The organism is Prosthecobacter debontii, from assembly GCF_900167535.1.
Taxonomy (GTDB): domain Bacteria; phylum Verrucomicrobiota; class Verrucomicrobiia; order Verrucomicrobiales; family Verrucomicrobiaceae; genus Prosthecobacter; species Prosthecobacter debontii.
Genome location: NZ_FUYE01000014.1, coordinates 56194 through 71780 on the forward strand (window position 1 = coordinate 56194; position 15587 = coordinate 71780).

10 protein-coding genes are annotated in these 15587 nt (G+C 58.5%); 7 read left to right on the forward strand and 3 right to left on the reverse strand.

Features of this window, described 5'->3' with window-relative positions; genetic code table 11:
• The first annotated feature begins 136 nt into the window (after positions 1-136).
• The 3 genes from B5D61_RS18265 to B5D61_RS18275 all read left to right on the forward strand — a co-directional run bounded on the left by B5D61_RS18265 (position 137) and on the right by B5D61_RS18275 (position 3273).
• The gene (locus B5D61_RS18265; RefSeq protein ID WP_078814872.1) at positions 137-628 is read left to right on the forward strand and encodes an FHA domain-containing protein; all 492 of its coding nucleotides are present in this window, start codon (positions 137-139) and stop codon (positions 626-628) included.
• A gap of 140 nt (positions 629-768) precedes the next feature.
• Positions 769-2040: an adenylosuccinate synthase gene (locus tag B5D61_RS18270; protein WP_078814873.1), complete on the forward strand. Its 1272-nt coding sequence runs from the start codon at positions 769-771 to the stop codon at positions 2038-2040.
• Between the two features lie 366 nt (positions 2041-2406).
• A complete protein-coding gene (locus B5D61_RS18275; RefSeq protein ID WP_176159517.1) occupies positions 2407-3273 on the forward strand; it encodes an FAD:protein FMN transferase in 867 nt (288 codons plus the stop codon).
• 12 nt (positions 3274-3285) lie between these two features.
• Here B5D61_RS18275 and B5D61_RS18280 read toward each other — a convergent pair whose 3' ends face one another.
• Positions 3286-4452: a Gfo/Idh/MocA family protein gene (locus tag B5D61_RS18280; RefSeq protein ID WP_078814955.1), complete on the reverse strand. Its 1167-nt coding sequence runs from the start codon at positions 4450-4452 to the stop codon at positions 3286-3288.
• A gap of 110 nt (positions 4453-4562) precedes the next feature.
• On the opposite strand from B5D61_RS18280, the gene B5D61_RS18285 reads away from it, so the two are divergent.
• Positions 4563-5264 carry a GntR family transcriptional regulator gene (locus B5D61_RS18285; protein WP_078814875.1) on the forward strand — a complete coding sequence of 234 codons (702 nt, stop codon included), beginning with the start codon at positions 4563-4565 and terminating at the stop codon, positions 5262-5264.
• Between the two features lie 111 nt (positions 5265-5375).
• On the opposite strand, the gene B5D61_RS18290 is transcribed toward B5D61_RS18285, so the two are convergent.
• A complete protein-coding gene (locus B5D61_RS18290) occupies positions 5376-8120 on the reverse strand; it encodes a PVC-type heme-binding CxxCH protein (protein ID WP_217699014.1) in 2745 nt (914 codons plus the stop codon).
• A gap of 170 nt (positions 8121-8290) precedes the next feature.
• On the opposite strand from B5D61_RS18290, the gene dnaB reads away from it, so the two are divergent.
• The gene (gene dnaB / locus B5D61_RS18295) at positions 8291-9826 is read left to right on the forward strand and encodes a replicative DNA helicase (RefSeq protein ID WP_078814876.1); all 1536 of its coding nucleotides are present in this window, start codon (positions 8291-8293) and stop codon (positions 9824-9826) included.
• A gap of 159 nt (positions 9827-9985) precedes the next feature.
• On the opposite strand, the gene B5D61_RS18300 is transcribed toward dnaB, so the two are convergent.
• Positions 9986-11005, reverse strand: coding sequence for a cytochrome-c peroxidase (locus B5D61_RS18300; protein ID WP_217699015.1), 1020 nt, complete (start codon positions 11003-11005; stop codon positions 9986-9988).
• Positions 11006-11197: 192 nt separating this feature from the next.
• On the opposite strand from B5D61_RS18300, the gene B5D61_RS18305 reads away from it, so the two are divergent.
• On the forward strand, positions 11198-11887 hold the full coding sequence (locus B5D61_RS18305) for a tetratricopeptide repeat protein (RefSeq protein ID WP_078814877.1): 690 nt from the start codon (positions 11198-11200) through the stop codon (positions 11885-11887).
• Positions 11888-11896: 9 nt separating this feature from the next.
• On the forward strand, positions 11897-15574 hold the full coding sequence (locus B5D61_RS18310) for a hydantoinase B/oxoprolinase family protein (protein WP_078814878.1): 3678 nt from the start codon (positions 11897-11899) through the stop codon (positions 15572-15574).
• Positions 15575-15587: the final 13 nt, after the last annotated feature.

Sequence of the window (15587 nt, forward strand, 5' to 3'; positions counted from 1 at the left end):
GCAGCTTGCCCTTTTGGCACAATCCCGCCTTCCGTGCGAGCCGGAACCGCCGATTTCCCTGCCTGTGGAACACTGACCGGGGAGCGAGGATTGCGGCTTGCCAGTTAGGCCGTGGCCTGCTAAATCCTCTCACGCTATGGCAAAAATTCAGTATACAACCCCCGAAGGCACCAGTGGCGAAATCGAGCTGACCGCAGAGCGCATGCCGCTCGGCCGCACCGATGACAATTCGATCGTGATTGCCCATGACTCGGTTTCCAGCCATCATGGCGAGCTGGTCTTCGACGGCAGCACCTGGACCTTTACGGATTTGGGTTCCACCAACGGTAGCAAAGTCTCGGGCCAGCCTGCGGAGCGTTTCGAGCTGGGCCACGGCAGTCTTTTCACCGTCGGTCATGTGGACTGCACCTTCATTGGCGACTACGAAGAGGCGCCCACCTACAGCGCCCCAACCCGCACCATGGCGAGCGGGTATGGCGATACACCGATCAATCGCAGCCGCCGGGTCGGATTCGGCCCGAAAGGCAAGGCCAAAGGCAATGGAGCCGGTCCTCTGATCGGCCTGGGCGTGCTGGCGCTGCTCGTTTGCGCCTACGCCGTCTTTTCCTTCAGCCAAATGACCGCCTGATCGGAATCCCCCCAGATCGCACCCCGTGGCGATCCCTGGCGGCAGTGAATTGCCGCTAGCCAGATTCCTTTTGCCCATTTAGATAGAACAGAAACCAACCAAGGATGCGGCCTCCATGCGCCGTGAAAAACTCAAAGTAAATGTCCAATACCATTGTTGTCGGTGCCCAGTGGGGCGATGAAGGAAAAGGTAAGATCGTTGATTACCTCACAGAGAACACAGACGTCGTCGTCCGCGCCGCAGGCGGTAATAACGCGGGGCACACCGTCATCAACAACGGCACCAAATACATCCTGCATCTCATCCCCAGCGGCATTCTGTGGGAAGACAAGCTCTGCGTCATCGGCAACGGCGTCGTCATGGACGTGCTTGGCCTGATCGAGGAGATGAACAAGCTACGTGGCCAGGGCGTGAAGATCACGCCGGAGAACCTGAAGATCAGCGAGACCGCTCACCTCGTCATGCCTTACCACAAAGGCCTGGACAAGGCTCGTGAAGCCAAGCGTGGCGACAAGAAGATCGGCACCACCGGTCGTGGCATCGGTCCCGCCTACGCGGATAAGGTCGAGCGTTGCGGTCTGCGCGCCATCCTGCTGACCCAGCCGGAGAAACTGGCCGAAGAGCTGCGTCATCGCATCGAGTCCAACAACGAATTCCTGCGCGAAGCCGGTGTGGACGAAGTGCCGGTGGAGGAAACCATCACGCAAGTGCTGGCCGCCGCTAAGGAACTGGCCCCCCACATCACCAACACCGCTGTCATTTGCCACGAAGCCATCAAGGCCGGTAAGAGCCTGCTCTTCGAAGGCGCTCAGGGAACCTACCTGGACATCGACCACGGCACCTATCCTTTCGTCACCAGCTCCAACACCACCTCTGGCGGTGCGTGCACAGGCTCTGGCGTGCCTCCACGCATGATCGATAAGGTCGTGGCAGTGGCTAAGGCCTACACCACCCGCGTGGGTTCCGGTCCCTTCATCACGGAGAACGACGCCATCGGTGACATGCTGCACAACATGGGCCGTGAATTCGGTGCCACCACCGGTCGTGCCCGCCGCTGCGGTTGGCTGGATGCCGTGCTCGTGCGCTATGCCGTCATGATCAACGGTGCCGATGAACTGGCCATCACCAACCTCGACGGTCTGGACGGTCTGGACACCATCGATATCTGCATCGCCTACAAGCTGCGCGGTGAAACCATCCACTATCCGCCGAGCACCATCGAAGACATCGAAGCCTGCGAGCCTATCTATGAAACCCATCAGGGTTGGAAGCAGGACCTCAGTCAGATCAAGAACTTCGCCGATCTGCCTGATCTGGCGAAGGCCTACCTGAAGCGCCTGGAAGAGCTCACCGGAGCTCGCGTCAGCCTGCTCGGCGTCGGCCCTGACCGCAATCAGACTTTGGTGGCCTAACCGCAGTTCTGTTCTTCAATGAACCTTTGGCACCCCGTTAGCCTTCTGGCTTTCGGGGTGTTTTGTTTGGGGGGTATCCAGGCGGGCGAAACGGCTGTGGAAATCACGAAGCCGCCTCTCCAGGAAAAGGGCACCATCGCTCCTCACCTAACCTCTCCTCCCGAGGAGAGGGATGATGTCTCTAGGTCTTCGAAACCTCACATCGCGTCAGCGTCTGACTCCCTCGCCCTGCGCAGCGGGGAGAGGGCTGGGGTGAGGGGGCGATCCATAGCATCTCACATCAACGTAGGCCAAACAGCCCCAAAATCGCCCCTCCATTCATCGGCCCCTGCCCCACTCCAGCGCTTTGACTTTTCCGGCCCCGGCATGGCCACCACATTCCGCATCTCTTGTTATGCCGAAAGCCAGCCCCAGGCGGAAGCGGCCGCAGAGGTTTGTTTCAAACGCATCGCCGAGCTGAATCACAGCTTCACGGACTATGATCCCACGAGTGAACTGATGCGCCTGTGTGCGCCCGGGACTTCCTATCCCGTCCAAGTCAGTCCCCCGCTTTTTGAGGTTCTCCAACGTGCCGTCACCCTGGCGCAACAGACCGCAGGCGCCTTCGATCCCACCTGTGGCCATCTGTCTCAGCTTTGGCGCCGCACGAAGCGGCAGGGCAAGCTCCCCCCGCAGACCCGCTTGCAGTCAGCCATCACGGCCACGGACTGGCATCGCATCCAGCTTGATCCAACCACGCGCAGCGTCACCCTTCAAACCGGGACCCTTCTGGATCTCGGCGGCATTGCCAAAGGATATGCCGCAGATGAATGCCTGCGCCTCCTGAAACAACAGGGCCTTTCTCAAGCCGTGGTCCAGGCGGGCGGAGACACTGCGGTCGGCGATGCCCCACCGGGGAAACCGGGCTGGGAAATCAAACTGCGCACCTTCAATCGGGCTGGGGATGCCGATGAACTCACGACTGTGGTCTTGGCGAATCGTGCCGTATCCACCTCGGGGGATCTCTATCAGTTCATTGAGATTGAGGGCACTCGTTACTCTCACATCCTTTCGCTCAAGACAGGCCTGGGTCTCACCACAAGAATCGCCTGCTCGGTAATCGCCCCCGACTGCACCACCAGCGACGCCCTCGCCACCGCCATGTGTGTGATGGGCAAGGCCAAAGGCAGCGCCTTGGCTCAGACTCTGCCCGACATTGAAGTCCGCTTTGCAGAGCCTGAACCGGAGGAGTGATCGAGAGCAGGATCAAATCGCTGGGACATCCAGCCACTTGCGCTCAGCCCAGCTCTGCAGGCCGAGTTCAGCCAGTTGCACGCCCTTGGCACCTTCACGCAGCGTCCAGCGGAAGGGGGTATCGAGAACCACGTGCTTGATGAAGAGCTCCCACTGGATCTTGAAAGCGTTGTCATACTCCATCATGTCCGGCACTTCCTGCCAATGGTCGTAGTGATTGATCGGGCTATCAATATCGGGATTCCAGATCGGTTTCGGCGTGCCCGCCAGAGACTGGAACCAGCACTTGCGCAGGCCCACCAACGCCGAGCCATGAGTGCCATCCACCTGAAGCGTCAGCAGGTCATCGCGACGCACACGCACGGTCCAGGAGCTGTTGAATTGGCACACCACATTCTCAGCGGTCTCAAAGGTGGCATAGCAGCTATCATCTGTATCGCAGACATAGGCCTGGCCTTTCTCATCCACTCGATTCGGCACATGGGTGGCACCGAGGCAGGACACGGACTTCACTTCGCCGAACAAATTATCAATCACGTAGCGCCAGTGGCAAAGCATGTCCACGATGATGCCGCCGCCGTCTTCCTTGCGATAGTTCCAAGAAGGCCGCTGAGCAGGCTGGCCCTCATGCTCGCCGGTGAACACCCAATAACCAAACTCACCCCGCACGCTGAGGATGCGACCGAAGAACCCTTGATCCTTCAGCAGTGCCAGCTTGCGCAGGCCTGGGAGCCAGAGCTTGTCCTGAACCACACCGTTCTTGATCCCGGCTTTTTCACAAACCTCCGCCAGACGCAGTGCCTCCGCCGTCTCCACGGCCGTGGGTTTCTCACAATAAATCGCCTTTCCAGCGGCGGCCGCCATCTCGACAAAGCGGGCACGGTGCAGGGTGCCTGAAGCATCGAAGAAGATCGGGTAAGCAGGGTCCGCCAAGACCGCTTCCAAATCCGTACTGGTCTTCAGCGGCCCGGTTTTGACGCAGCTATGCTTGTCGGCCAGCGCCTGAAGCTTACTGGCGCTACGGCCCGTGAGAATGGGGTCTGGCATCAGGGTCAGATCATCGGAGACCTTGATCCCGCCCTGCCGAATGATGGCCAAGATGGAACGAACAAGGTGTTGGTTGGTGCCCATGCGTCCGGTGACGCCATTGAGGATGATGCCGATGCGTTGGATGCTCATGCGATGCGAAGAATTCTGGTTGGAAAGCATTGCGCAGAAAACGCGGATGCTTGTTGCGTCATACATCATATATGATATATGGCAAATGACTTTTCCAGTCCCCCGCCCTCATGCGACGCGCCAAATCCCAGCTTTCCTCGGAAGGAACGAATGTCGAAATTCGTTCCACGCCGATCCCCACCAAGCAGCGGGCGGTGTATGAAGCGCTGCGGGCCGAGATCATGGGCGGGCAACTCCAGCCTGGGGAGGTGCTGGTCATCGATGCCTTGGCCAAACGTTTTCAGGTGAGCATCATCCCGGTGCGGGAGGCCCTGAGGCAGCTTCAGTCCGAGCGGCTGGTGGAAATTCGAGCGCATACCGGCGTGCGTGTCACCCCCGTGGATATTTCCGCCATCACCGAGATCTTTGCTCTGTTAGGTGCCTTGGAAACCGCCTCCGCCTTACAGGCCCTGCCTCGGATGACGGAGGCTGATCTCCGTGCCCTGGAAACCATTCTCAAGCGACTGGAGACGGCGGCTGAACGCGGGGATCATGCGGCCTTCGAACAGGCCAACCGTGAGTTTCATCTCCTGCCCTGCCACATCGCAGGCTTCAGCCGCGCCGAAGAGGGGCTCCAAGCCCTCCTGGCCGAGTGGGAAAGGCTACACCGCCTTGCTTTTCAAGGCACTCAACCGCCCAGCCCCGAACAAGCCAATAAAGATCACCGAGCCATCCTGCGGGCCTTTCGCCAACAAGATGCGGATAAGCTCGCCCAGGTCATCCGTAAGCACAACGAGACGGCGGTGACGCATTATCTGAGGCAGGTCAAGTAAAGCCGAGCCTGCCCAAGATTGCTGCTTTGGATAACCTCGAATCCGAGCAGGACACAAAAAAAGCGGATGGGACTTCCCAACCGCTTTTTTGCTGTAAGCGAAGACTAACGATTACTCCGTCTGGCGCATGTAGGCCACGATGTCGGCAATGTCCTGGGCGGAGAGTCCGAGTTGGCTGGCGCTGAGCATCAGAGAGCGGTCCATCTTCTTACGGCTGGCGATGCGGCTCTTCGGCACAAACTGGGTCTGGCCGCCCATGCTGCGAACGATGAGCACATCCCCATCGGTGAGCACCATGCCGTGGATCTTGATGCCATCCTTGGTGACGATCTCCATGCCCTCGAAGCCGTGAGCGATGTCCTTGCTCGGCTCCAAGATGGCTTGGGCGATGATGTCGGTCGGCTGGCTCAGCCCCCAGCCTTGCAGGCTCGGACCAAACTCGACGCCTTGATGATTGATCTGGTGGCACATCACGCAGCGGACGACCAGGGAGGAGCCATTCTTGGCATCACCTTTGAGCGCCAGCACCTCATCCAGCTTCACCAGGCTCGGCATGGCGGGAGGGGTCTCGATGGTGACCAGTTTGGTGGCTTCAGGATCGAAGATGCCCTGAGCCTTCAGTTCACCGGCGATGTTGTAGCTGGACCAGTCATTCGTGCTGCGATTGATCAGCCACCACATGGCATCACCATGGATTGGGGATTCCTTATCCTTGGCTACCGCCAGCATGGCTTGAGCGGCCGAGGCGTCTTGGGTGAAGGCCAGGGTGTCCAGAGCCAGCTTGCGCTGGGGCGCACTCAGTTTGCTGGAGAGCGCACGAGTTTTCACCGCTTCTACAGCAGCGGCGGGGTGCAGACGCCAGGTGACTTGGGCAAAGGCGTTGGTCCATTCTTCGGGAGCTACACCGTTGCTCAGTTTGTGAAGGGCCGCCCAAACCTCGGCTTCTTTACCCGTGCAGCCGATGCCCCAGGCCTCAAGGTAAGAACGATCTTGTCCATCGGAACGTTTGGCCAGTTCCACCAGGATGTGCTCACTCTGGGCAAACGGCACATCGCGCATGGCGACGGCGATTTCACTACGGACGGCGGCGCTGTCATCGGCAGCCAGCGTGTTGAAAAGGTGCATGAGATCTCCTCCCGCAGCGCGCAGTGCACGCAGAGCCACGAGGCGCTTGTTGGCATCGTCAGACTCCAGCCAGGTGCGGACTTTCAGGTTACCCTTTTCACCCATCTGAGCCAGCAGCCAGACGGCACGTGCTGCGATGTAGGGATTGGCATCATCCAGCAAGGCGGTGACGGCAGGCAGGGCTTTGTCTCCCTGTTCCTTCAGCTTCACAAATCCGGTATGGCGGACGTTGTTGGCGGGTGATTTCAGGGCTGCGATTTGACCTTCAATCGTGTCGTAGTTTACCTTGGTCACCTTGGGGTTGGTGCCCTTCGGCACGATGCGATAAATCGTGCCGCTGCAGGTCTCATCGGTATCCATGTGACCGCCGGTGCGTTTGTCAAACCAGTCGCTGATGTAGATGGCACCATCCATGCCGACGCAGACATCGCTCGGACGGAACAGCGTGTGGCGCTCATCGGACATGTTGTCCTTGCCCCCCACGAAGTCGCTGCCCTTGAAGACACCGGTGGTGTTGCTGGTGCAGAAATCAAAGCGCTCCAGCTTCATGCCAGCGCCATCGGGTTTTGGCAGATAACCGAACACCACGTTGCGACCTGTTTCGCAGCTCAGCAGCAGGCCTTTCCATTTGTCGCCCAGCGCACCGTTTTCATAAAAGGTCATGCCGGTCGGGGCACCGCCCCCATAGACATCTCCAGCCGGGATGCTGCCGGGATCGTCCTGACGCCATTCCGCCACGGCAATGGTCTGACCAGGGCGTTTGTCGGCACGCCACTGGCGTTTGCCGTCGGGCGAGAAGAAGCCGAAGCTGCCGCCTTCGATGAGATGGCTGACGCGGCAGGCGGGGGGATCATCATTGTCATTCAGATACATGTCGCCGAAGGAGTTACGCACGCCCTCAAAGCTGTTGCGGTAGTTGTAACCGAGGATGCGCACGTTGTGGCCGCTCGGGTCCAGGCTGGCGGTGAAACCACCGACATAGACGTGACCGTCGTCACTCTTTTCGCCAGTGTAGCTGTTGTTCAAGTAACCGCTGCCGATGCGGAAGGTGTTACCGCTTTTATCGCTAAACTGGGCACCACAGTTGCCGTTGCTGAAATACCAGCGGCCATCCGGTCCCGCATACACCGCGTGGAGACTGTGATCGTGCTGAGGCTGCTCGAAGCCATCCAGCAGCACCTCACGCTTATCCACAGCCGGATCGAATTTGAGGTCACGATTGACGTCGGTGTAAACGATGATGTTCGGGGCGTTGGAGACGACAATGACGTTGTCAAAGACCGCCACACCCAGAGGGCACTCCAGCTCCTTTTCCCGCACGAAGACGTGAGACTTGTCCGCCTTGCCATCGCCATCGGTATCTTCCAGCACGCGGATGGCGTCCCCCTCACGGCTGCGGCCACTATGCCGGCGGTAGTTGATACCTTCCGCGACCCAGACACGGCCTTCGGCATCCACATCCATGTTGGCGGGGTTAAACAGCATGGGAGAGGTGGCCCAGACCGAGATCTCCATGCCCTCGGGCACCTTGAACATGCTGGTGTCCAGATGCTCGGGAGTCACCTGATTGGGATCAAAGGCTGGCACCGCTGGATCAGGGGTGAAAGCAGGCTTGGCAGCCACGAATTCTTTTTCCTTCTTGGCGGGCTTTTCGGGTCGATCCGGTTTGGCCGCGTAGAGGCTCACCGTGAGGCCGGCGAGGAGGGCTAGAGCTGTGAATGGTCGGAGCATGGGGGGCTAAGGAACGAGGTGGGAAAGCCTCATCTTACGAGAGGTAATCCCTTTGTGACCAGCTTTGAGTTTTTCACATATCGAAGAAATTATGCACAAGTTATCCACAGGTTGTTCTCAAAGTTACTCTGATTGAATCCAGCGGTGGTTTCGGCCATGAATCTTCTGACATGGCAGAATCCGCTTCCAACCTTGTCCAAGCTGCAGCCGCCCCTGGTGAGCTGCCCGAAAAGGCGACCCCGAAACCGCAGTCCAATCCCTTTGGCCGTAAGCGGAATGAGATCCCGACTGCGGAGGAATTGCTCGCCAACATCAACCGTCAGCTTCCCTTCAGTGACGAAGCGGAAAAAGGCGTCATTTCCAGCATTCTGCAGGACCCGAACGAACGGCTCAGTGAGAGCCGCGTGACCCTGCCAGCGGCAGCTTTCTATCACGAGGCCAACCGGACCGTTTACGAAAAGCTCCTGGAGTTCTACGACAAGAATTTGCCTGTGGACCCAGTGATGCTCACCAATGCACTGCGGGATCAAAACCTGCTGGAGCGCGTGGGCGGGCCAGCCGCCATCACGGAGTTATTCACGTTCGTCCCGGTCCCGACGCATTACTCCTATTACAAAAAGATCGTCCTGGATAAGCATATCCTGCGGCAGATGATCCATGCCTGCTCGCTGAACATCGATGCGGCATACGAGTTCGGTAAAACGGAACTGGATGCGGATATCAATACGCTGATCGACCACAGTGAGCAGCGTGTGTTGGCGGTGCGTGAAGCCACGAATGGGAAGAGCGATGGTGTGAAGTCTCTGGCCTCCCACGTGGCCGAGGCCATCGATAACATCCAATACATGCTCGAGCACCCCGGGCAGCTCCGAGGTCTTTCCACGGGTTACAGCAAGCTGGATAGCATGAGCGGTGGTCTGCAGGGCAGTGAAATGTTCGTCATCGCGGCTCGTCCCTCCATGGGTAAGACCTCCCTCGCCATGAACCTGGTGGAGCACGTCGCCGTGGATTGTGACAAGCCTTGTGCGGTCTTCAGTCTGGAAATGAGTGCCACCATGCTGGTGCGCCGTCTGCTCGTCTCACGCGCCCAGCTTTCGTTAGGTGATCTCTCCCGCGGTCTCATGTCACGCGCTCAGATGGAGGCTTTGTCGAAAGCCACGCGTGAGCTGCAGAAGGCCACCATCCTGATTGATGATACACCGGGTCTCGACGTGCTGGAAATGCGTGCCAAAGCGCGCCGCATGAAAAAGCAGCACGATATCCAGATGATCATGATTGACTACCTCCAGCTCATGACCTCCAGCAGCCGTCGTGCGCAGGATAACCGTCAGATTGAGATCGCGGAAATTTCAGCGGGGATCAAAGGCATCGCCAAAGAACTGAACGTGCCGATCATCGTCCTGGCCCAGCTCAACCGTTCCGTGGAAGGCCGTAAAGGCCAGCGCCCCGTGCTCTCCGACCTTCGTGAATCCGGCTCCATCGAGCAGGATGCCGACATGGTGGGCCTGCTCACCCGTGAAGACTACGCTGGCGGTAAGATGGAAGTCGGCACCGAGGAGGAAGAAGAGCGCAAGAAGGGGCAGGCCCTGCTCATCTTGGCGAAGAACCGTAACGGCCCGACCGATGACGTGCCCCTGCGCTTCATCGACTACGCCATGCGCTTCGTGGAACGTTTCCCTGAGGAAGGCGAAGCCGAGTCTCCTTGAGTTGAATGAAGAAACCTTTTTCTTTTTTGGTTTTCATCGCAACTCGATGATGACGTTGAACCTCTTTCGGATCGAAAGAGGTTCAACAATTCAGATCTTAAGAGGATCTGTTTCCACTTCCTGAAATCTGGCCAGCGGATCGATAGAACTCCATCGACCTCAGGCCTTCGGTGTATTTGGCCCGCTTTCTGGCAACCGAGGTTTGGCGATGTATTCTTTCGGCAACTCGCCTTTGAGTGACTTCAGAAAGGTCACAATACTGACGGTTTCTTCGTCTGTCAGTGTTTTGCCCAATTGATGCTCAGCCATCATTTTCACCATCTCATCCAGTGTCTTGACGGACCCATCATGGAGGTAAGGCCCTGTCTCCGTCACATTCCGCAGGCTCGAGACCTTGAAAAAGTGCTTGTCACTTTCCTGCTTGGTCGCCTCATAACGACCCAGGTCTTTGAGGCCCGGCCAAGCTTTCACGAGGCCTAGTTTATGATACATCGCGCCCCCAATAGCGGGACCGTTATGGCACGTGGCACACCCGGCTTTGGCAAAGGTTTCGTACCCTTTCTGCTCCTCTGCGGTCAGCGCTTCCTTGCGTCCCTTCAGGTATTCATCCCAACGGGCGGGAGTCACGAGACGGCGCTCAAAGGCTCCCACGGCTTTGCCAAAGTTGTCATAATTGACAGGATCTTTTTCCTCAGGAAATGCTGCGTTAAAAGCCTCCACATAGCCAGGGATAGACTTCAGCACTTCCACGACAAAGTCAGCGCTCGGCATACCCATTTCCACAGGGTTGAGCACCGGACCTTTGGCCTGTTCCTCCACGGATGGTGCACGACCATCCCAGAACTGAGCGATGTGTATCGCTGCGTTATAGACGGTGGGTGAACTCCGTCCCCCTAGCTTGCCTTCGTGTCCGGGAGAGAAAGGCAGATTGTCCTGGCCATACTTATCCAGCACATGGCAGCTATTGCAGGACATCTGACCGTTTTTCGAGATGCGTGTCTCGAAGTAGAGCATGCGGCCCAGTTTGATCTTGGCTTCAGTCAGTTCATTCTCAGGCGCAGGCATCTCCGTGGGGAGAGGCTTGAACATGGCCAAATAGGAGTCTGACAAGGCGTCCGCATGAGCCCATGAGGCGGCGAGGGCGAAGAACGTGGTCGTGATGAGATGTTTTGTTTTCAAGGCTTAGGCGCTTGGGGGGTGGATTGGGGGGGGCGAAATTACGTCTCGCAGCTGTCCTTGATTACATACAATTTTTGATATCGAAGCCTCTCGCCGAAGGGTGCCCTTCACTTGCTTAAAGCTGTGCGTTTTTTGCGATCCGCAAGGGCACTTCCCCCCTTGCCTGTCGCGGCTCCGAAGCTAAGGTCCGTCATGATTCTCCGCTGCGTCATCCCCCTCACGCTGGTGCTCGTAACGATCTTTTCCCAGGCTCAGGAGAAGACCTCTTCCGAGGTGCTCGAAAAGCTCAGAGAGGCGCAACGTCTGCAGCAAGAAAATCACTACAGCGAGGCCTTGCAAAAGCTCGACGAACTCGAAGCCGCGCACCCTGACATCCCGGACATTTACAACCTCCGCGGTTCCATCTTTATGACCCCGGCCTTGCGGGATTTTGCAGAAGCGGAAAAGAACTTTGCCAAAGCCGAACAATTACGCCCGGAGGCCATCGAACCCCGCTTTAACAAAGGCGAATTGCTCTTCGTTAAGCATGAATGGGCTCAAGCGGAAGCCGCCTTCCAAAAGCTGCTCGATGACTACCCCAAGCTGCCGCTACAGATTCGTCACCTGACGCTCTACAAGCGCCTCGTTTGTGAAGTCAAATTAGGTAAATTCGAAGCGGCAGAAAAGACATTGAAAGATCACTTCACCTTCATGGATGACACGCCGGCTTATTATTTCAGCCATGCAGCCATCGCTTTTGGTAAAACCCATGAGGGTGAAGCCAAAGACTGGCTCGCGCGTGCAGAGGCAATCTTCAAGCCCGCCGAACTGACCGCCTACCTGGATACCTTGATGGAAGTCCGCTGGGTGCCCAACATCAGCCTGCCCTTTTCAGAGCAATAGCCTAAGATCATGTGGAAAATCGCAGCGGATACCGGTGGCACATTCACGGATGCCTTTGCCCGCGATCCCGAGGGTCGCGAAAGCCGCTGCAAGGTGCTCTCCACCGGCTTGCTACGAGTGCGTGTGACGGCGATCTCAGATGCTCATGGGTGGCACGTGGAGGCGCTACCCAACATGGGCCCTGGATTTTTCCAAGGCTTCATCGGGCAAGCTGGGCCAGTGCGAGTCTGCATCCGTCATTCCACGGCCGACCATCTTGAAATCGAACCTCAAGCGGCAGATGCTACTTTTCCATCGCTTCCTTTTCTGCTGGATCTTAGCACCGGCGAAGAAGCCCCCGTGCTGGCCGCGAGGCTTTTAACACACACCTCGTTAGGCCAAGAGTTCCCGCCCCTGGAGCTACGGCTAGCCACCACACGCGCGACGAATGCACTGCTGGAGCGTAAAGGCTCTCCCACCGTGTTCTTCGTCACCCGAGGATTTGGGGATCTGCTGCGCATCGGGGATCAGCGCCGGGCGGATCTCTTTGCGCTGAAACACGAAGCCCGGCCGGTCTTCGCCAAAGCGGTGGCGGAAGTGGCTGAACGCCTCACCTCTGACGGTCAAATCATCGGGCCGCTGGACGAAGAACAGGTTCGCCAAGAGGCCGAGCGACTCGTGAGTGAAGGCTATCGTCATGCAGCAGTGGCGCTCCTGCACAGTTACGCGCACCCTGAGCATGAGCAGCGTGTGGCGGAGATCCTCTTCGAGGCAGGCTTCAGCCATGTCAGCGCCTCCAGCCAAGTGGCTCCCTTCACCAAGATTCTACCCCGAGCTCAAAGCGCTGTTGCCAATGCCTACCTTACAGGGCCGGTGGAATCCTTTCTTCAAGGTGTGGCCCGTCCGATGAAAGACGCCTCTTTCTTCATCCTGAATTCTGCAGGCGGTCTCGAATCCACGGCCACCATCCAGCCCAAGGACTTGCTGCTCAGCGGCCCGGCAGGGGGTGCCATTGGCGCGGCCAATGCGGCTGCGCAACTCGGCTACTCCCGCATTCTCACGCTCGATATGGGAGGCACCAGCACGGATGTCGCCCGCATCGACGGGCAGCCTGGTTATCGTTTCACTCAGAATGTGGCAGGTATGCAACTTCTGGCCCCCTGCGTCGCCATCGAAACCGTAGCGGCCGGTGGCGGCTCCATCTGCCAGTGGACTCCGCATGGTCTGACCGTCGGTCCCGAGAGTGCGAGTTCTCACCCAGGCCCAGCCTGCTATGGTCGCGGCGGCCCGCTGACGATCACCGACGTCAATCTCTTGTTAGGCCGTTTTGATCCGGCACGAGCCCCCATCCCGCTCGATAAAGAAGCCTCCAGAGCCCGCTTGCGAGAGCTGCTGGCTCTGAGCAGTGGCTTTAAAAGCGAAGACGAACTGCTGCACGCCTGCCTTCAACTTGCCATTGAGCATATGGCGGATGCCATCCGCCGCATCTCAGTGGCGGAGGGTTATGATCCTGCTGACTATGCTCTACTCGCCTTCGGGGGCGCGGGGCCCCAGCATGCCTGTGAGGTGGCAGATCGCCTGGGGATGAGCACGATTCTGGCCCCTGAGCATGCGGGCATTCTCAGTGCCGTGGGCTTGTATCAGGCATTGCCAGAACGTTTCGCTGAGCAGCAGGTGATTAGCCCTCTCGGCGAGTGCTTGGATGAGGTCGATACGTGGGTGCAAGCCTTGGTCGAGGAAGCAAGCTCAACACTGAACAGCACCGCCATCGCCCCCGACGAGACACGCACCCCTCAGGCATCATTCATGGCGGAAATGCGCTTGCGAGGGCAAGATACGCCGCTTCAGGTTCCCTTCCAAACCGCTGTGGAGCTTCCCGAAAAGTATCGGCAGTCCTATCAACGTCTTTTTGGTTATCCTCCCCCTGCCCAACGCACTGTCGAACTGGTCAGCCTGCGGGTCATCGTTCGCGCCTGCCCCCCCGATCCTTCATCATCCACCTCGGTTCCGTCATCCGAGTCTCTCGGTGAGGGTCCGCTGCTGATCCAAGATGCCTTCAGCACGCTGGTGGTGACGGCAGGATGGCGCACTGAACGTGTGCCTGGATTTGGCCATGTGTTAAAAAAGATCCCCCACGCTGAGTCCTCCATAACGAACGATTCTGCACAAGGGCTCATGTCTCAGGCCTCACGACGTGATCTCGTCCGCCATCGCCTGCACAGCATCGTCTCAGAAATGGGGGCATTGCTTTGCCGCACCGCCATCTCCACAAATATCCGCGAGCGGCTAGACTTTTCCTGCGCTCTGCTGGATGCCGAAGGGAGGCTCATCTCCAGCGCTCCACACATTCCGGTGCATCTCGGCGCGCTAGGTGTCTGTGTGCGAGAAGCGACACGCGGTTTTGACTTGCAGCCAGGAGACACGTTGATCACCAATCACCCGGCTTATGGCGGCTCTCACCTGCCGGATGTCACTCTCATCACACCCGTCTTTGATCGGGAGGAAAAGTTGCTCGGGTTTGTGGCGAACCGAGCGCATCATGCGGAGATCGGCGGTATCACGCCAGGCTCCATGCCTGCCGCGGCCACCCGGCTGGAGCAAGAAGGCGTCGTCATCCCGCCTCAGCATCTGGTGAAAGTAGGCGCATCCTGTTTTGAAACCCTCGCCAGCCTCCTGACCACAGGGCCGTATCCCACGCGCAACCTGGCGGATAATCTCGCTGACCTGCACGCTCAACTTGCCGCCAATCTCCAGGGAGCTCAACGTTTCCTCGAATTGGCAGGAGATGACTCACCGGCACTGCGGCAATGTCTGGCCAGCATCCTGGATCACAGTGCGGACGTCATGCGCAAGCGCATCCCCCAGATCCAAGCGGGCATGGCAGAGCAGTCTTTGGATGATGGTGCGACCATCCGCGTGCAGGTTTCCCCGACCACTCACGGCCATCTGAAGCTCGACTTCACTGGCACCGCGCCCGTTCATCCAGGCAATCTCAACGCCACCCGAGCCATCGTGAATAGCGCCGTGCTGTATGTGCTGAGGCTGCTTCTTCAGGAAGATCTGCCCCTCAATGAAGGACTGCTGGCGCCGGTGGAATTGCACCTACCAGACAATACGCTTTTAAACCCGAGCTTCCCGATGGATGCGGCTGAGGCACCCGCCGTGGTCGGAGGCAATGTGGAGGTGAGTCAGCGACTCGTGGATACACTGCTTCAGGTGTTTCAGCTCCAGGCGTGCAGCCAGGGCACCATGAATAACTTCTTGTTCGGCAATGCCCGGTTCGGTTATTATGAAACCATCGCCGGAGGGACGGGCGCTGGAGACGGTTACGCAGGAGCTGATGCGCTGCATAGCCACATGACGAACACCGCCATCACGGATCCAGAGATCATTGAGCAGCGTTACCCTGTCCGTCTCCACCAGTTCGCAATCCGGCAGGGCTCAGGAGGCAGCGGCCTATGGCGCGGGGGGCACGGTGTCATTCGTGAATTTGAGTTCCTCGAACCCCTAACCGTCTCCATGCTCACCCAGCATCGTCGTCACGCCCCTTATGGCATGGCAGGGGGTAGCCCAGGAGCCTGTGGACGACAGACGCTGTGGCAAAATGGCATCGAGACGGAATTGCCCTCCAGCACCAGTTTTGCCGTGCAGCCAGGAGATCGCGTGAAGATCGAGACTCCCGGCGGAGGTGCGTGGGGCGAGGCCTAGGAAGGCTGGCCCC